15 protein-coding genes are annotated in these 16724 nt (G+C 70.2%); 5 read left to right on the forward strand and 10 right to left on the reverse strand.

What is annotated here, in order from left to right:
- Window positions 1–13: 13 nt before the first annotated feature.
- From ACNYS0_RS27735 to ACNYS0_RS27765, 7 genes are all read right to left on the reverse strand, one after another.
- Entirely contained in the window at window positions 14–1171 is a 1158-nt protein-coding gene (locus ACNYS0_RS27735) for an aldose epimerase family protein (protein ID WP_422477153.1), read from the reverse strand.
- A gap of 35 nt (window positions 1172–1206) precedes the next feature.
- Window positions 1207–2460: a multiple monosaccharide ABC transporter permease gene (gene mmsB / locus ACNYS0_RS27740; protein WP_422477154.1), complete on the reverse strand. Its 1254-nt coding sequence runs from the start codon at window positions 2458–2460 to the stop codon at window positions 1207–1209.
- Window positions 2457–4007, reverse strand: a complete 1551-nt coding sequence (mmsA, locus tag ACNYS0_RS27745) for a multiple monosaccharide ABC transporter ATP-binding protein (RefSeq protein ID WP_422477155.1) — start codon at window positions 4005–4007, stop codon at window positions 2457–2459. The genes mmsB and mmsA overlap by 4 nt, the downstream gene beginning before the upstream one ends.
- A gap of 30 nt (window positions 4008–4037) precedes the next feature.
- Complete coding sequence (gene chvE / locus ACNYS0_RS27750) at window positions 4038–5153, reverse strand: multiple monosaccharide ABC transporter substrate-binding protein (RefSeq protein WP_422477156.1); 1116 nt, start codon at window positions 5151–5153, stop codon at window positions 4038–4040.
- A 144-nt stretch (window positions 5154–5297) separates the two neighbouring features.
- Window positions 5298–6254 (reverse strand): hypothetical protein, encoded by a 957-nt coding sequence (locus ACNYS0_RS27755; RefSeq protein WP_422477157.1) that lies wholly within the window; start codon window positions 6252–6254, stop codon window positions 5298–5300.
- Between the two features lie 180 nt (window positions 6255–6434).
- Window positions 6435–7442, reverse strand: a complete 1008-nt coding sequence (locus ACNYS0_RS27760) for a zinc-dependent alcohol dehydrogenase (protein WP_422477158.1) — start codon at window positions 7440–7442, stop codon at window positions 6435–6437.
- The gene (locus tag ACNYS0_RS27765) at window positions 7439–8596 is read right to left on the reverse strand and encodes a mandelate racemase/muconate lactonizing enzyme family protein (RefSeq protein WP_422477159.1); all 1158 of its coding nucleotides are present in this window, start codon (window positions 8594–8596) and stop codon (window positions 7439–7441) included. Before ACNYS0_RS27765 ends, ACNYS0_RS27760 begins: the two co-directional genes overlap by 4 nt.
- A gap of 214 nt (window positions 8597–8810) precedes the next feature.
- Between ACNYS0_RS27765 and ACNYS0_RS27770 the strand changes: the two genes are divergently transcribed.
- Window positions 8811–9476 carry an SCO2400 family protein gene (locus tag ACNYS0_RS27770; RefSeq protein WP_422477160.1) on the forward strand — a complete coding sequence of 222 codons (666 nt, stop codon included), beginning with the start codon at window positions 8811–8813 and terminating at the stop codon, window positions 9474–9476.
- Window positions 9477–9485: 9 nt separating this feature from the next.
- On the opposite strand, the gene ACNYS0_RS27775 is transcribed toward ACNYS0_RS27770, so the two are convergent.
- Window positions 9486–9935, reverse strand: a complete 450-nt coding sequence (locus ACNYS0_RS27775) for a MarR family winged helix-turn-helix transcriptional regulator (RefSeq protein ID WP_422477161.1) — start codon at window positions 9933–9935, stop codon at window positions 9486–9488.
- 125 nt (window positions 9936–10060) lie between these two features.
- Between ACNYS0_RS27775 and ACNYS0_RS27780 the strand changes: the two genes are divergently transcribed.
- The 3 genes from ACNYS0_RS27780 to ACNYS0_RS27790 all read left to right on the forward strand — a co-directional run bounded on the left by ACNYS0_RS27780 (window position 10061) and on the right by ACNYS0_RS27790 (window position 12496).
- On the forward strand, window positions 10061–11086 hold the full coding sequence (locus tag ACNYS0_RS27780; protein WP_422477162.1) for an NADP-dependent oxidoreductase: 1026 nt from the start codon (window positions 10061–10063) through the stop codon (window positions 11084–11086).
- 123 nt (window positions 11087–11209) lie between these two features.
- Window positions 11210–11632 carry an organic hydroperoxide resistance protein gene (locus ACNYS0_RS27785; protein WP_422477163.1) on the forward strand — a complete coding sequence of 141 codons (423 nt, stop codon included), beginning with the start codon at window positions 11210–11212 and terminating at the stop codon, window positions 11630–11632.
- 39 nt (window positions 11633–11671) lie between these two features.
- A complete protein-coding gene (locus ACNYS0_RS27790) occupies window positions 11672–12496 on the forward strand; it encodes an EI24 domain-containing protein (protein ID WP_422477164.1) in 825 nt (274 codons plus the stop codon).
- On the opposite strand, the gene ACNYS0_RS27795 is transcribed toward ACNYS0_RS27790, so the two are convergent.
- Window positions 12493–13077, reverse strand: a complete 585-nt coding sequence (locus ACNYS0_RS27795; protein ID WP_422477165.1) for a TetR/AcrR family transcriptional regulator — start codon at window positions 13075–13077, stop codon at window positions 12493–12495. The genes ACNYS0_RS27790 and ACNYS0_RS27795 overlap by 4 nt on opposite strands.
- A gap of 111 nt (window positions 13078–13188) precedes the next feature.
- Between ACNYS0_RS27795 and ACNYS0_RS27800 the strand changes: the two genes are divergently transcribed.
- Window positions 13189–15639: a beta-glucosidase family protein gene (locus ACNYS0_RS27800; protein ID WP_422477166.1), complete on the forward strand. Its 2451-nt coding sequence runs from the start codon at window positions 13189–13191 to the stop codon at window positions 15637–15639.
- 77 nt (window positions 15640–15716) lie between these two features.
- Here ACNYS0_RS27800 and ACNYS0_RS27805 read toward each other — a convergent pair whose 3' ends face one another.
- Window positions 15717–16718, reverse strand: coding sequence for an aldose epimerase family protein (locus ACNYS0_RS27805; RefSeq protein WP_422477168.1), 1002 nt, complete (start codon window positions 16716–16718; stop codon window positions 15717–15719).
- Between the last annotated feature and the right edge of the window lie 6 nt (window positions 16719–16724).

Raw genomic sequence — 16724 nt, forward strand, 5'->3', positions numbered from 1 at the left:
TGACGAACGGGGCTCACGTGCCGAACGAGTGCACCGTCGTCGTCCGGTACGTCTCGCCCGGGCGCAGCACCGTCGACGGGAAGGACGGCTGGTTCGGGGAGTCCGGGAAGTGCTGGGTCTCCAGGGCCAGTCCGTCGCCCTGCCGGTAGGTGCGCCCCGACTGGCCGACCAGCGTGCCGTCGAGGAAGTTGCCCGAGTAGAACTGGAGGCCCGGCTGGTCCGTGGCGATCTTCAGGCTGCGGCCCGAGGCCGGATCGCGCAGCGTCGCCACGAGGACGGGCTTCGCGGTGATGCCCTTGTCCATGACCCAGTTGTGGTCGAAGCCCTTGGCGAGGATCTGCTGCGGGTGGGCCGCGCGGATGTCGCGGCCGATGGGCTTCGCCTTGCGGAAGTCGAACGGGGTGCCCGCGACCTTCGCCAGCTCGCCGGTCGGGATGAGGCCCGCGTCGGTGGGCGTGTAGCGGGAGGCGGCCAGCGTCAGCTCATGGTCGTAGATCGTGCCGCTGCCCTCACCCGCGAGGTTGTAGTAGGTGTGGTTGGTGAGGTTCACGACGGTCGGCTTGTCGGTCGTGGCCTCGTAGTCGATGCGCCAGTCGCCGCGCGAGGTCAGCGTGTACGTGACCGTCGTCCTCAGCGTGCCGGGGTAGCCCATCTCCCCGTCGACGGACGTGTAGTGCATGTGCAGGCCGACGTCCGAGCCGGAGGCGAAGGGCTCGATGTCCCACACCCGCTTGTCGAAGCCCTTGGCGCCGCCGTGCAGCGAGTTCTCGCCGTCGTTCACGGAGACCTGGTACGCCTTGCCGTCGAGGGTGAACTTCCCCTTGGCGATGCGGTTGCCGTAGCGGCCGATGGTGGCGCCGAAGAACGTGGTGCCGGCGACGTACTCCTCGATGGTGTCGTAGCCGAGGGAGACGTTCACGTACTTGCCGTGGCGGTCCGGGAGTTCGAGCGACTGGACGATGCCGCCGTAGTTCAGGACCTTGAGGCGGGTGCCGCCGTTCTCCAGCGACCAGCGGTAGATCTTCGTGCCGTCGGCGAGCTTGCCGAAGGGTTCCTTCACGGGCTTCCTGCCTCCGGAGGCTGTTGATGCGTGGGCCGTGCCGCCGAGCGCGGTGGCTGCGACACCGGCCGCCGCGGCGGAGGCCATGACCGTACGTCTGCTCAGTTCCATCTGTGCGGCTCCTGAAGTGAGATGCGAAACCGAAACTACGAACCGGACTTGCGCTTGTTCCAGACGTCGAAGCCGACCGCGGCGAGCAGGGCCAGGCCCTTGATCACCGACTGCCAGTCGGAGCCGACGCCGAGCAGGTTCATGCCGTTGTTCAGCACGCCGAGGACGAGACCGCCGATGATCGCGCCGAGAATGGTGCCGACGCCGCCGCTCATCGACGCGCCGCCGATGAACGACGCGGCGATCGCCTCGAGTTCGAAGTTGAGCCCCGCCTTCGGCGAGGCCGCGTTCAGCCGGGCCGCGACGACCAGGCCCGCCAGGGCCGCGAGCACGCCCATGTTCAGGAAGACGTAGAAGGAGACCTTCTTGTCCTTCACGCCGGAGAGCTTCGCGGCCGGGAGGTTGCCGCCGATCGCGTAGATGTGCCGGCCGAAGATCGAGTTGCGCATCACGTAGCCGTAGCCGACCACCAGGACGCCGAGGATGATCAGGACGATCGGGGTGCCCTTGTAGCTGGCGAGCAGCAGCGTGACGACCGCGATGGCCGCGACGATCGCGACGATCTTCAGCACGAACAGGTTGAACGGGACGACGTCCAGGGAGAATTCGCGCTGCCTGCGCCGGTCGCGCAGCTCCTGCCAGACCACGGCGGCGGCGAGCAGGACGCCGAGCAGCAGCGTGAGGTTGTGGTAGTTCGTGTTCGGGCCGACCTGCGGCAGGAAGCCGTTGCCGATCTTCTGGAGGCCGTCGGGGAACGGGCCGAGGGTCTGGCCCTTGAGCAGGATCTCGGTGAGCCCGCGCCACACCAGCATGCCGGCCAGGGTCACGATGAACGACGGTATGCCGCCGTACGCGATGAGCCAGCCCTGGATGGAACCGGCGATGCCGCCCATCACCAGGCAGAGGATGACGGCGACGGGCCAGGAGATGTCGTGGCTGACCGTGAGGACCGCGGCCATCGAGCCGACGAACGCCGTCAACGAGCCGACGGACAGGTCGATATGGCCCGCGATGATCACCAGCATCATGCCGATCGCGAGGATCAGGATGTAGCTGTTCTGGAGGACCAGGTTGGAGACGTTGCGCGGCAGGATCAGGTCGCCGTCGGTCCACACGGCGAAGACGGCGACGAGGAGGCCGAGCGCGATCAGCATCCCGTACTGGCGCATGTTGCGGCGCATGCCGGCGACGACCAGTTGGATCAGGCCGCCCCCGGCCGCCTCTCCCGCCTTGCGCGGCGGCGGTGGCGGCGCGGCCGCCGGGATCTTGTCCGTCACGTTCGTGCTCATCGCGCTACCTCTTTGTCCTTCGTCATCAGGCGCATCAGCGATTCCTGCGTCGCCTCGGCACGCGGCAACTCGCCGGTCAGGCGGCCCGCGGCCATCGTGTAGATGCGGTCGCACATGCCGAGCAGCTCGGGCAGCTCGGAGGAGATGAAGACGACCGCCTTGCCCTCGGCCGCGAGCTTGTCGATGACCGTGTAGATCTCGTACTTGGCGCCGACGTCGATGCCGCGCGTCGGCTCGTCGAGGATCAGCACCTCGGGCCCCGCGAAGATCCACTTGCTGAGGACGACCTTCTGCTGGTTGCCGCCCGACAGCTTCCCCGCCGGCTCGAACACCGTCGGGGCCTTGATGTTCATCGACTTGCGGTAGCTCTCGGCGACCTGCCGCTCCTCGTGCTCGTCGACGACGCCGCGCTTGGCGACCTTGCCCAGGGCGCTCATCGTGATGTTGCGGCCGATGGTGTCGATGAGGTTGAGGCCGTAGTGCTTGCGGTCCTCGGTGACGTACGCGATCCCGTGGCCGACCGCGTCGGAGACGTGCCGCGTACTGATCTCCTTGCCGTCCCTCAGCACCTCGCCGCCCGCATACCGGCCGTACGTACGTCCGAAGACGTTCATCGCCAGCTCGGTGCGGCCCGCGCCCATCAGCCCGGCGATGCCGACGATCTCGCCGCGGCGCACGGTGAGCGACACGTCGTCGACGACCTTGCGTTCGCGGTCGATGGGGTGGCGCACCGTCCAGTTGCGGATCTCCAGCGCGGGGGAGGCGCCCGCCTCCGGCTGGTGCGGGGTCCGTTCCGGGAAGCGGTGGTCGAGGTCGCGGCCGACCATGCCGGAGATGATCCGGTCCTCGGTGGTCTCCGGGGCCCGTACGTCGAGGGTCTCGACGGTGCGACCGTCGCGCAGGATCGTCACCGAGTCGGCGACCTTGCGGATCTCGTTCAGCTTGTGCGAGATGATGATCGAGGTGATGCCCTGGTCCTTCAGCTCCAGGATCAGATCGAGGAGCGTGTCCGAGTCCTCGTCGTTGAGCGAGGCCGTCGGCTCGTCGAGGATCAGCAGCTTCACCTCCTTGGCGAGCGCCTTGGCGATCTCCACGAGCTGCTGCTTGCCCACCCCGATGTCGGCGACGCGGGTGTTCGGGTTCTCGTTCAGGCCGACGCGGCGCAGCTGGCGCGTCGCGTGGCCGAGCGTCTCGTGCCAGTTGATGAAGCCGCGGCTCGCGTGCTCGTTGCCGAGGAACATGTTCTCGGCGATCGACAGGAACGGCACGAGCGCCAGCTCCTGGTGGATGATGACGATGCCGCGCGCCTCACTGGCGTTGATGTCCTTGAACTCGCAGTGTTCCCCCTCGAAGAGGATGTCCCCTTCGTAACTTCCGTGCGGGTGGACGCCGGAGAGCACCTTCATGAGGGTGGACTTTCCGGCGCCGTTCTCCCCGCAGATGGCGTGGACCTCGCCGGGACGGACGCTCAGTGAGACGTCCGACAGCGCCTTGACGCCGGGAAAGGTCTTGACGATCGAGCGCATTTCCAGGACGGGTCCCGCCATGGTCGTGCCCTTCTCTGAGACGGGTACGGGCTACTTCAGGCCCAGGTCGGACTTGGTGTAGTAGCCGCTGTCGATGAGCGTCTTCTGGTAGTTGGTCTTGTCGACGCTGACCGGGGTGAGCAGGTACGACGGGACGACCTTGGCGCCGTTGTCGTACGTCTTCGTGTCGTTGACCTTGGGCTTCTTGTCGTTGAGCACGTCGTCGACCATGTCCACGGACACCTCGGCGAGCTTGCGGGTGTCCTTGTAGACCGTCGCGTACTGCTGGCCCGCGATGATCGACTTCACGGAGGCGACCTCGGCGTCCTGACCGGAGACCACCGGCAGCGGCTTGGCCTTCGTGCCGTAGTCGTCGGACTTCAGCGCGGAGAGGATGCCGATGGAGATGCCGTCGTACGGCGAGAGCACGGCGTCGACCTTGTCGCTCTTGTACGTCGAGGTGAGGATGTCGTCCATGCGCTTCTGCGCGGTGGCGCCGTCCCAGCGCAGCGTCGTGACCTGGTTGAGCTTGGTCTGCCCGGACTTCACGACGAGCTGCTTTTTGTCGATGTACGGCTTGAGCACCGACATCGCGCCGTTGAAGAAGTACTTGGTGTTGTTGTCGTCGTTGGAGCCGGCGAACAGCTCCAGGTTGAACGGGCCCTTCTTGCCGCTGTCGAGGCCCAGCTTCTTGACGAGGGCGCCGGCCTGGAGCTCGCCGACCTTCTCGTTGTCGAACGTCGCGTAGTAGTCGACGTTCTTCGAGTCCAGGATCAGGCGGTCGTACGCGATCACCGGAATGTTCGCGTCCTTCGCCTCCTGGAGCACGTTGGTGAGGGACTTGTTGTCGATCGAGGCGATGATCAGCGCCGAGACGCCCTGGGTGATCATGTTCTCGATCTGCGAGACCTGCTGGTCGGGGTCGTCCTCACCGAACGCCAGCTTGGTCTTGTAGCCCTTCGCCTTCAGCGACTTGACAACGTTGTTGCCGTCGGCGATCCACCGCTCGGAGGACTTGGTCGGCATCGCGATGCCGACGGTGGAGCCCTTCGCGCTCTTCTTCTCGTCCTTGCTGCCGCCCTCGCTGCTCTGGCCGCAGGCGGACAGGGTGAGCGCGAGGGAGGCGGAAGCGGCTATCGCGGTGAGAACGGCTCGACGGTTTCGCATGGTCATCATCCTTGATGTGTGAGTGCACAAATGCGGGTGGTGCGAAGTCCCTTGCGCGGAGCTGGGGTTGACCGAGTGGAGCGTGGAGATGCGTTGGATTCTGCGCGGCCCTGTCCAGTTCTGGGAAGTTGCGTGCCCGGAACGTTATTGGCCCGTGTCGAACCGGCTCAGCGGTCCCGGCAGCCGTGAGCCCAGCGGCGACATCCCGCCGGCGGCCCCGTGCCGCTCCAGCAGATCGAGCGCGAGCCGGCCCCGGCGCACCCGCTCGCGGGCCGTGTCCAGGGTGACGTCGCGCAGCTGGGCCCCGTACGGGTAGATGGCCGGGGCCTTGGCCAGGCCGAACTTCAGGTACAACGGGGCGCCGCGGCGCACCAGTTCGGCGATCTCGTACATCCGGACATAGCCGCCGAGGTCGTCGGGCGCCTCGACGTACATGTCCATGGGCGCGGCGGAGACCCGCCGGATCTCGGTGAGGTGCGCGAGCGTGAGGTCGCTGGGCACGTTGAGCGAGTCGGCCCCGAGCCGCTCGTACACCGCATACGAGGCGGGGTTCACGGGGCCGACGAGCGCGGACACCTTGAGCGTGGTGTCGCCCGGGATGACGCCCTGCTGCCGCGCCCGGTGCAGCGTCCACAGCACGCCTTCGTCGGCGACGAGCAGGCACTTCACGCCCAGCTCCGTCGCCCGCACGGCGTCCTCGACGCATCCGGCGACGGCGTCGTGGCCACGGGCGCGCAGCCCCGCGCCGCCCGAGTCGGTGCGCACGGAGGCGCCGGTGTCCCAGCTGCCGCGCGGCCCGGTGAACAGGCAGAGCTCGATGTCGCGTTCGGCGGTCGCCTCGACCATCTCCTGGATCTCGGCGTCCCGCAGCATCCAGATGCCGCTGCCCTGACTGATCCGGTGGATGGGCACGTCGAGCCGCGAGGACTCCTTGAGCACGGTGGCGAGGGCCTCCGGCCCTTCGACCGAGGGAATCTCGGTACGCCAGGTGCCGCCGTCGGGGAACGTGTGGGGAGAGGCGTCGGCGGGGGAGTGGTCGGGGGCGCTCAGCCCGAGAGCGGAGAGCGCGGGTTCGCCGGGGCGGCGGGGTGTGTCGGTCACGGTGGTCCTTATCGGTTGTTCGAGATTTCGGATGAGGTTCGGAAGGATCCAGCCCCGCCGGCGATTGAGGCGCGGGGTCCGGGGCGGAGCCCCGAGACCTCGGCCACGGGGCGCGAAGCGCCGTTTCGGGAAGGGGCGGGCTTGGGGAAGAGGGCCCGCCGCGGGCGCAGCCGCACACGGCTAGGGCCGCAACAGCACCTTGCCGACCGAGGGGTCCCCCGCCCCCACCCACTCGATGGCCTCGGCGAACCGCTCCAACGGCACCTCGTGCGTCACGAGCGGCAACGGATCCAGCAACCCCGCCCCGAACATCCGCACCGCGTGCGCCCACGCGTCCGGCGCGGCCCCGAACACGGTCCGCACCTCCAGCTGCCGCACCACGAGATCCGTCGGGTCGAGCCCCTGAGCCGCCCCGGCCGCCGGAATCCCGGTCAGCACGAGCCGACCGCCCCGCCGCAGCAAGGACGCCGCCGTACGCGCGGCGGACGCGGACCCGGCCGTCTCGATGACGACGTCGAGATCGTCCGGCAGTACATCCGTACGCAGCCGGAAGTCGGTGCCGCCGAACTGCCGTGCCAGAGCGGCCCGGTCGTCCCGCGTGCCGACCACCACCAGCTCCGCCGGGGACGCCGCCGCGAGGAACTGCACGGCGAACATCCCGAGCGTCCCGGTCCCGACCACGCCCACCCGCTGACCGGGCAGCGCCTGCGCCTTGAGCGCCGCGGCGGCGATGCACGCGGCGGGTTCGAGCAGCGCGGCGGCCGTGAGATCGGCGTCGTCGGGCAGTACGTGCAGCAGCCGCGCGGGCAGCACCAACGTCGTGGCCATGGCCCCGGGCTGGGTGAAGCCGGTCTCCTCGTACCCGTCGGTGCACAGCGTCGTCTCGCCGGCGTGGCACCGCTCGCACACCTGGCAGTTGCGGAAGCCCTCGCCGACGACCTTGCGCCCGGTCAGGGCCTGTGGCACCCCGGCGCCGACCGCGTCGACGACGCCGGACCACTCGTGCCCCGGGGTGAGCGGGTAACGCACGTACCCCTCGGGCCTGTTGCCCTGGTACACCTCGCGGTCGCTGCCGCAGATGCCCACGGCGTGCACCCGCACGCGCGCCTCACCGGGGCCCGGTGCGGCGGGCTCGTGGGAGACGACCCGGTGCTTGCCGGGCGCCTCGACGACGACGGCTGAGCTCACGACGCCGCCTTCGGGTCGCGCTTCTCCCAGCCCTCGGCCCACAGGTCGAACCGGGCCTGCTGCTGCGGGAACTCGGCCGCCGCGTCGACGTCGAGCTCGACGCCGAGCCCCGGCTCGTGGGACAGCTCGAAGTAGCCGTCGACGACCTGCGGCGCGCCCTTCACGACCTTCTTGATCTCGGCGTCCGCGAAGTCGTTGAAGTGCTCGAGGATCTTGAAGTTGGGAGTGGAGAAGCCCACTTGAAGAGAAGCGGCGGTCAGTACGGGCCCGCCCACGTTGTGCGGGGCCACCAGCATGTAGTGGGTCTCCGCCGTGGCGGCCAGCTTCCGGGTCTCCCAGATGCCGCCGATGTGGCCGACGTCGGGCTGGATGATGTCGACGGCCTGGCTCTCGAACAGCTCCCGGAACTCGATCCGGTCGTGGATCCGCTCACCGGTCGCCACCGGCATGTCCACCTTCGCGGCCACCTTCTCCAGCGCCTTCAGGTTCTCCGGCGGCACCGGCTCCTCCAGCCACGCCGGGTTGAACGGCGCCAGGTCGCGGGCGAGCCGGATCGCCGTGGCGGGGGAGAACCGCCCGTGCATCTCCAGCATCAGCTCGGCCTCGGGCCCGATCGCGTCGCGCACGGCCTCGATCAACGACACGGCGTACAGGGACTGCTCGTGGTCCAGCTCGAAGCGCCCGGTGCCGAACGGGTCGATCTTCAGCGCCTTGTACCCGCGCTCCATCACTGCCTGCGCGGCCTTGTGGTACGCCTCCGGGGTGCGCTCGGTGGTGTACCAGCCGTTCGCGTACGCCTTGACCTTGTCGGTCACCTTGCCGCCGAGCAGCTGCCAGACCGGCATGCCGAGGGCCTTGCCCTTGATGTCCCAGCAGGCCATCTCGATCACGGCGATGCCGGACATGACGATCTCGCCGGCCCGGCCGTAGTCGCCGTACTTCATCCTTCGTACGAGGTCCTCGACGGCGAACGGGTCGGAGCCGACAATGTGGTTGGCTTGGGCCTCGTGCAAGTAGCCGATGAGCGCATCGGTGTGGCCCAGCATCCGGGTCTCGCCGACACCGGTGAGTCCTTCGTCGGTGTGCACCTGTACGTAGGTCAGGTTCCGCCACGGAGTCCCGACCACGTGCGTGCTGATTCCCGTGATCCGCAAGGCAGTTGCCCCCTGTGCTGTTCGAAATTTCGTCACACGTTCGAAATGCTGGCGAGACAGTAAGTCGGCCTCCCCGGGGTGTCAATGGTCTGCGCAGGCTCGCGCGACCGGTCCGGATGGGTCGGCGGCCGGCCGGTCGCGGTCGCATTCCGTACAGAAGATTCACAGCACGGACTTTTTCCCTCACCGGCCCTGCGCCTAGCCTCCGTTGGTCATGGACGACTACTGCCACCCGTGCCACAGACACCTCAACGGCGCCCTGGCATGCCCGGGTTGCGGCACGCCGGTCGACGCCGTGCGCTCGTACGGGGAGTGGGTCGCCGCTCAGGAGGGGGCGGCCGACGAGGGGCAGGGCGGGGAGGCGGCGCCGGTCCGGGCCCGGGTCAGGCGCCGCTCGCACCGCTCGACGCGCCGCTCCGCGCGCTCCCGGCGGCGCGGTCGCGTCCTGCTGGCCACGGCGGGTATCGCGCTCGTCGCGGGCGGCGTCGGCCTCGGTGTCGCCCAGCTCGGCGAGGGGCCCCCGGACGGCGGCTCCCGTACTCGGGCGGCTCCCGACACGTCCGCCACCGATACGCAGGGCGCCGACACCGTGTCCCCGTCCGTCACGGCCGAGCGTTCCACGCCGCCCGCGTCCCGCGCCTCGCGCACGTCATCGGCCCCCGCGTCGACGCCGCCGCGCCCTGAGCGCCCCCGGTCCTCCGGCCCGGTCGACGCAGAGGCGACGCACCGGGCGACCCGCCCCGCCCCGGCCACCTCCGCGCCCCGCTCCTCCGCGAGCTCCCGGCCCGCGCCCCCGCCCTCCCGCTCGCCGTCGGCCACGCCCACCGCCGAGCCCAACCCGTCGGCCACGTGCGAGCGCTTCCTGTGGTGGTGCACGTAGGGCCCGAGGTCAGGCCGTCCCGACGTCCGTCCCGAGCATCCGCCGCAGCATGTCCCGGAACGCCACCCGCTCCTCCTGCGTCAGGCCGGCCAGCGGCTCCCGCGCGAAGTCGAGCGTCTCGCGCAGGGTCCGCGCGATCCGCCGCCCCTCCGCGGTGGCGGCGGCCACCTTCACCCGGCGGTCGCCCGGCGAGGGCTGCCGCTCGACGAGGCCGCGGGCCTCCAGGCGGTCCACGATCCCCGTCACGTTCGAGGGCTCGCACTTCAGCCGCGTCGCCACCCGCCGCATCGGCAGCGGCTCCATGGACAGAAGGCCGAGCACGCGCGCCTGCGCCCCGGTGAGCCCGTGCCGCGAGGCGGCCTCCTCGTACTCCTGGTGGTAGCGCGCGACGATCTCCCCGATCAGCTCGACGACCTCGAGCGTGAGGGGGTCCGTGCGGGGGGAACTCGTTGCGGCCATGTCCCCCAGCGTACCCAGTTGCTTGACATCCTGAAATATTCAGGAGCATTGTTGTTTCAGGTACTGAAGTATTTTTCGCATGCTTCGGCCCACGTGCTTCCGCCCCCTCGACAAAGGATCAGCGCATGACCGCCGACACCCCCCAGATCCCCGCCACCGGCCGCGAGTGGGTCCTGCTCAGCCGCCCCGTCGGCTGGCCGAAGCCCGAGGACTTCGAGCTGCGCGAGGCCCCGGTGGTCGAGCCGGGCCCCGGTCAGGTCCTCGTCAAGAACCTGTACGTGTCCGTGGACCCGTACATGCGCGGCCGGATGAGTGCCGCGAAGTCCTACGTCGCCCCGTACGAGCTGGGCAAGCCCATGCAGGCCGGCGCCGTCGGCGTCGTCCTGGCCTCGAACGACGAGGGCGTGTCCGTCGGCGACCACGTGCTGCACTTCTTCGGCTGGCGCGAGTACGCGACGTTCGACGCGAAGCAGGCCGTGAAGGTCGACCCGGACGCCGCGCCCCTGTCCACGTACCTCGGTGTCCTCGGCATGACGGGCCTCACCGCCTACGCGGGCCTGCTGCGCACGCTCTCCTTCAAGGAGGGCGACAGCGTCTTCGTCTCCGGCGCGGCGGGCGCGGTCGGCGGCCAGGTCGGTCAGATCGCCAAGCTCAAGGGCGCCTCGCGGGTCATCGGCTCGGCCGGCTCGGACGAGAAGGTGAAGCTGCTCCTGGATGAGTACGGCTTCGACGCCGCCTTCAACTACAAGTCGGGCGACGTGCACACGCTCCTGAAGGAGGCCGCTCCCGACGGCGTCGACGCCTACTTCGACAACGTCGGCGGTGACCACCTGGAGGCCGCCATCGGCCGCCTGAACCGCGACGGCCGGATCGCCATCTGCGGCGCGATCTCCGTCTACAACAACACGGAGCCGGCCCCCGGCCCGCGCAACCTCGCCCGGCTCATCCAGACCCGCGGCCGCATCGAGGGCTTCCTCGTCGGCGACCACTACGACCTCCAGCCCCAGTTCGTGCAGGAGGTCGGCGCGTGGGTGCGCTCCGGTGAGCTGAAGTACCGCGAGACGTTCGTCGAGGGCATCGAGAACAACCTGGAGGCGTTCCTCGGGGTACTGCGCGGCGACAACACCGGAAAGATGGTCGTCAAGCTCTGAGGTTCGGGTGCCGGGGGGAGCGACCCCGCTCGGGGTGACCCCCGCCACATCCATTGATTCCGTGATTCGGTAACCTCGTTCCGCTAGTCGAAAGAATCACCCGCGCGAACGAGGGAGCCGGTCATGGCCATCACGCAGTCCGACGTCGTCTACACCGCCACCGCCACCGCGGAGAACGGCCGCGACGGCCGCGTCTCCACCAGCGACGGCAAGCTCGACCTCGTCGTCAACCCGCCCAAGGAGCAGGGCGGCTCCGGTGAGGGCACCAACCCCGAGCAGCTCTTCGCGGCGGGCTACAGCGCCTGCTTCCAGGGCGCGCTCGCCGTCGTCGCCCGCCAGGAGGGCGTCGACGTCTCGGGCTCGACCGTCACCGCCAACGTCGGCATCGGCAAGAACGACGAGGGCTTCGGCATCATCGTCGAGATCTCCGCCGCCATCCCGAACGTGGACGCGGCCGCCGCCAAGGCCCTGGTCGAGAAGGCCCACCAGGTCTGCCCGTACTCCAAGGCGACCCGCGGCAACGTCACGGTCACGCTCTCCGTCTGAGCTTGATGCGCGGTCGGGCCCGTCCCGTAGGGTTGCGCCATGCGTGATCTCGGGGCGGGCTTCGGCTATTTGTTGAAGGGGCAGCGTTGGGTTGCCCAGCACGGAAAGCGGTACGGCTGGAGCCTGCTGCCGGGGTTGATCACCCTGGTCCTGTACGCGGCGGCGCTGGTCTGCCTCGGCGTCTGGGGCGGCGACTTCGTCTCCTGGTCCACGCCGTTCGCCGATGGCTGGACGTCCCCGTGGCAGGGCCTGTTCCGCGGTTTCCTGACGGCGGTCCTCTTCGCCCTCGCCCTGCTTCTCGCGGTGCTCACCTTCACCGCGGTGACCCTGCTGATCGGCCAGCCCTTCTACGAGTCGCTGTCCGAGGAGGTCGACCGGTCCGAGAGCGGCGGTCACGCGCCGGAGTCCGGCCTCTCGCTCATGCGGGAACTGTGGATCTCCGCCCGCGACAGCCTGCGGCTGCTCGTGCGCGCCGCCCTGTGGGGCATCCTCCTCTTCGCCCTCGGGTTCGTCCCGTTCATCGGCCAGACCGTGATCCCGGTCATCGGCTTCTTCGTCACCGGCTACTTCCTCACGGAGGAGCTGACGTCGGTGGCGTGGCAGCGCCGGAATCGCGAAGTCCGTGAGCGTCTTGCCGTGTTGCGCTCGCGCCGCGGCCTCGCGTGGGGCTTCGGTACGCCGCTCGCGCTCGCGTTCCTGGTCCCGTTCGTCGCGGTGTTCCTGATGCCGGGTGCGGTCGCCGGCGCGACGCTGATGGTGCGCGAACTGGAGGGTGAGCAGGGGGCGCCGGAACCGGCCCAGGCCCAGGCTCCCGGATCCGAGGCGCAGTGGCCGGCTCCGCACGGCCAGGGCCGGACCAACTAGCCCTCCGCGGCCAGGAGTCCCAGGAAGTCGCGCACCGCGCCGGGCATGTCCACGGCCTCCGGGTCGAGCAGCCACTGGTACTGAAGGCCGTCGAGCACCGCGACGAGCAGTGGCGCGGCCCGCTCGGGCGTGAGCCCGCCGGGCAGCCGCTCCCCGTACTCGGCCCGCAGCACCGAGGCCATCGACTCCCGTACGCCGGTGTAGCGCGTGGTGAAGAACTCCCGCGCCGGATGCCCCTCGGTCACCGATTCGCCGAGCAGTGCGGAGAAGGTCTGCACGATCCCGGGCCGCATCGCGTTGTACTCGACCAGCGTGCCGAGCAGATCGAGCCGCCACTGACTGCTGGGCACCGAGTCCCACTGGTCGCGTTCCTCGAGGACGGCGACGAGCAGCGCCTCCTTGGTGGGGAAGTGGTGCAGCAGCCCCTGCTGGGTCAGCCCCACGCGCTCGGCCACCGCCGCGAGGCTCGCGCCCCGGTATCCGCGCTCGGCGATGACGTCGAGCGCCGCCCGCAGGATCTCGGCCCGACGTTCCTGGCTCCTGGCGGTCCTGGTGCTGCTCATGCGGTCACCGTACGGCACGGGCGTGACACCCCCTCGCCCCATGGGTAACGGCAAGGTAACGAAACCTACCGATCCACAGGTAGCGGGTGCAGGATGGAGGCGCTCAGACTTCGACGAGGAGGTGCCGACATGGCGCAGCAGGCGGACGACGGCAGGGAACGGTCCGATCGGGCCCGCGAGGCGGCGGTCGAGGCCGCGCTCGGCAAGCTCGACCTGGACACCAAGGCCCGGCTGCTCGGCGGCCAGAACATGTGGTCGCTGCCCGAGGTCCCCGACATCGGCCTGAAGTCCCTCGTCATGTCCGACGGCCCCATCGGCGTGCGCGGCGTGCGCTGGAGCGCCGACGATCCGTCGATCGCGCTGCCGTCCCCGACCGCGCTCGGCGCCACCTGGGACCCTTCGCTCGCGCGTCGCGCGGGCGTGCTGCTCGCGCAGGAGGCCCGCCGCAAGGGCGTCCACGTACTGCTCGCCCCGACCGTGAACCTGCACCGCTCGCCGCTCGGCGGCCGCCACTTCGAGACGTACAGCGAGGACCCGTACCTCGCCGGGGTCATGGGCACCGGCTACGTACAGGGCGTGCAGTCCGGCGGCGTCGGCACGACCATGAAGCACTACGTCGCGAACGACGCCGAGACGGACCGCTTCACGGTGAACAACCTGGTCTCCGAACGGGCCCTGCGCGAGCTGTACCTGGCCCCCTTCGAAGCGATCACACTGAACGCCCACCCGTGGGGCATCATGACCGCCTACAACTCGGTCAACGGCACCTCGATGACCGAGCACCGCTACCTGGTCAACGAGATCCTGCGCGGCGAGTGGGGCTTCGACGGCTTCAACGTCTCCGACTGGATGGCCGCCCGCTCGACCGTCGGGGACCTCAAAGGCGGCCTGGACGTCGCGATGCCCGGCCCGCAGACGGTGTACGGACCGGCGCTGGTCGAGGCCGTCCGCTCCGGCGAGGTCGACGAGTCCGAGGTCGACGCGGCCGTCCGCAACGTGCTGCGGCTCGCGGCGCGGGTCGGCGCCCTCGAGGGTGCCGAGCCCGCCGTCACGGACCTTCCCGCGGAGGTCGACGGCGAGGCGCTGGCCCGGGAGCTCGCCCACCGCGCCTTCGTCCTCGTCCGCAACTCCGGTGTCCTGCCGCTGCGTCCGGACACGCGGGTCGCCCTCATCGGGGCCGCCGCGCGCGACGCCCGCGTCCTCGGCGGCGGCTCGGCCACGGTGTTCCCGTCCCGGATCGTCTCCCCGCTCGACGGCCTGAGCGCCGCGCTGCCCTCCCTGACATACAGTGTCGGCGCCGACCCGAGCGACGAACTCGCCGTCGCCGACAAGGGGTTCACGCTCCGCGCCGTCTGCCGCGACGCGGAAGGCACCGTCCTCGGCGAGGGCACGCTGCCGAACGGCCAGGTCCAGTGGTTCGGCACCGACCTGCCGTCCGGCGTCACCCACGAGGCGCTGCACAGCATCGAGATCAAGGGCACCTTCACCCCGCGCGAGAGCGGCGACCACGCCTTCGGCACCCGCGGCCTCGGCGCCTTCACGCTCACCGTCGACGACACGGTCCTGTACGAGGGCGTGCAGGCCATGGGCACGGGATCCGACCCCTTCGAGGCGTTCTTCGGCGCGCCCGTCGAACGCGGCAAGGTGGCCCTCACGGAGGGCCACCCGGTCGAGGTCTCGCTCCTGCACACCCTCGACAAGTCCCTCGCCATGCCGCTGCCCGTCGTGCTGTTCAGCCTTGTGCACCTCGACCCGCGCCGGGACGAGGACACGCTGCTCGCCGAGGCCGCCGCGGCCGCGCGCGACGCCGAGGTCGCCGTCGTCGTGGTCGCCACGACGGACCGCGTGGAGTCCGAGGGCTTCGACCGCGCCGACCTGCGGCTCCCGGGCCGCCAGGACGACCTCGTCCGCGCGGTCGCCGCCGCCAACCCGAACACCGTGGTGGTCGTCAACTCCGGCTCCCCGGTGGAGCTGCCCTGGCGCGAGGACGTCGCGGCCGTGCTGCTGTCGTGGTTCCCCGGCCAGGAGGGCGGCGCCGCCCTCGCCGACGTCCTCACCGGCGCCGAGGAACCGGGCGGCCGCCTCCCCACCACATGGGGCTCCCTGGCCGACGCTCCGGTCACGCAGGTGACACCGGTGGACGGCGAACTCCCCTACACCGAGGGCGTCTTCATCGGCTACCGCGCCTGGGACAGGGCGGGCAGGACCCCCGCCTACCCCTTCGGCCACGGCCTCGGCTACACCGACTGGACGTACGAGTCCATCGAGCTCCACGGCACCACGGCGACGGTCCGCGTGCGCAACACGGGGGAGCGGCCCGGACGCGAGGTCGTCCAGGTGTACGTGTCACCGACCGAGCCCGACGAGACGCGTCCACCCCGCCGGCTCGCGGGTTTCGCAAACGTGACGGCGGCCCCCGGCGAGACGGTGTCGGCCACCATCGACCTCCCCCGCCGAGCCTTCGAAACCTGGGACGAGACGACGCATGCGTGGTCCTCCGTCCCGGGCCCGTACGAGGTGACGGCGGGCCGCTCCCTGACGGACACCCGAGTGCGGGCCCGCATACAAAGCCCGCTCTAGGGCGAGAGCCGGCGGGGTCTGGTTTTCAAGCCCCGCCGGCGATTGAGGCGCGGGGCCCGGGACAGCGCCCCGAGACGTCAACCCCGGGTCCCGAACCGGTACACCGTCTGCGACCGGTACACGTCCCCCGGCCGCACCACGGTCGACGGAAACTCCACCCGGTTCGGCGAGTCGGGAAAGTGCTGCGTCTCCAACGCGATCCCGTCGCCGGGGGCGAACCGCAGCGACTCGTCGAACCCGTCCGCCGTGTACAGCTGCACCCCCGGCTCGGTCGTGGCAACGCTCAGCACCCGCCCCGACGCCGGGTCGTGCAGCTCGGCCACTTCCACGGCCTCGCCGCTCACCCCCTTGTCGAGCACGTAGTTGTGGTCGTACCCGGGCCCCACCTTCCGGCTCTGCCGGAAGTCGAACCGCGTCCCGGTCACGTCCAGCAGCTCACCGGTCGGAATGAGCCCCTCGTCGACGGCCGTCACGCGCCCACCGTCGATCCGCAGCTCGTGACCGTCCACCGCGCTCCCGGAGAGCGCCCCGCCGAGGTTCCAGTAGGTGTGGTTGGTCAGGTTCACCGGCGTCGGCGCGTCGGTCACGGCCTCGTACGCGATCCGCAGCACACCGCCCGCCTCCAGCGTGTACGTCACCGAGACCTCGACCCGCCCGGGGTACCCCTCCTCGCCGTGGGGCGACACCCGGCTCAGCCGCACCCCGTGCTCCCCGAGGGCCTCCGCGTCCCACACCCGCTTGTCGAAGCCGCGCTCGCCGCCGTGCAGCGCGTTCTCGCCGTTGTTCCGCGCGAGGTGGTGGACCCGCCCGTCCAGCGCGAACCGGCCGCCGGCGATCCGGTTCGCGTACCGCCCGACCACCGCCCCCAGGTACGGCTCAGGGTGCTTCAGATACCCGTCGAGATCGGCGAACCCGAGCACCACGTCCGCGACGGCGCCGTCCCGGTCGGGCACCTCCACCGACTGAAGGATCCCGCCGTACGTCAGGACGCGTACCCGCGCCCCTTCACGCTCCAGGGTCCAGCGGTGGACGGGCGTGCGGTCGGGGTCGGGCAGGGTGCCGAAGAGTTCGCTGCTCATGATCGC

It is taken from the genome of Streptomyces anthophorae (assembly GCF_049310305.1).
In the GTDB taxonomy this organism is placed as follows: Bacteria; Actinomycetota; Actinomycetes; order Streptomycetales; family Streptomycetaceae; genus Streptomyces.

What these genes read in the sequence shown, in the direction of transcription:
- ACNYS0_RS27735 (WP_422477153.1), bottom strand. Translation starts at nt 1,171, where the DNA reads ATGGAACTGAGCAGACGTACGGTCATGGCCTCCGCCGCGGCGGCCGGT.
- mmsB (WP_422477154.1), bottom strand. Translation starts at nt 2,460, where the DNA reads ATGAGCACGAACGTGACGGACAAGATCCCGGCGGCCGCGCCGCCACCG.
- mmsA (WP_422477155.1), bottom strand. Translation starts at nt 4,007, where the DNA reads ATGGCGGGACCCGTCCTGGAAATGCGCTCGATCGTCAAGACCTTTCCC.
- chvE (WP_422477156.1), bottom strand. Translation starts at nt 5,153, where the DNA reads ATGCGAAACCGTCGAGCCGTTCTCACCGCGATAGCCGCTTCCGCCTCC.
- ACNYS0_RS27770 (WP_422477160.1), top strand. Translation starts at nt 8,811, where the DNA reads ATGGACGACTACTGCCACCCGTGCCACAGACACCTCAACGGCGCCCTG.
- ACNYS0_RS27775 (WP_422477161.1), bottom strand. Translation starts at nt 9,935, where the DNA reads ATGGCCGCAACGAGTTCCCCCCGCACGGACCCCCTCACGCTCGAGGTC.
- ACNYS0_RS27780 (WP_422477162.1), top strand. Translation starts at nt 10,061, where the DNA reads ATGACCGCCGACACCCCCCAGATCCCCGCCACCGGCCGCGAGTGGGTC.
- ACNYS0_RS27785 (WP_422477163.1), top strand. Translation starts at nt 11,210, where the DNA reads ATGGCCATCACGCAGTCCGACGTCGTCTACACCGCCACCGCCACCGCG.
- ACNYS0_RS27790 (WP_422477164.1), top strand. Translation starts at nt 11,672, where the DNA reads ATGCGTGATCTCGGGGCGGGCTTCGGCTATTTGTTGAAGGGGCAGCGT.
- ACNYS0_RS27800 (WP_422477166.1), top strand. Translation starts at nt 13,189, where the DNA reads ATGGCGCAGCAGGCGGACGACGGCAGGGAACGGTCCGATCGGGCCCGC.
- ACNYS0_RS27805 (WP_422477168.1), bottom strand. Translation starts at nt 16,718, where the DNA reads ATGAGCAGCGAACTCTTCGGCACCCTGCCCGACCCCGACCGCACGCCC.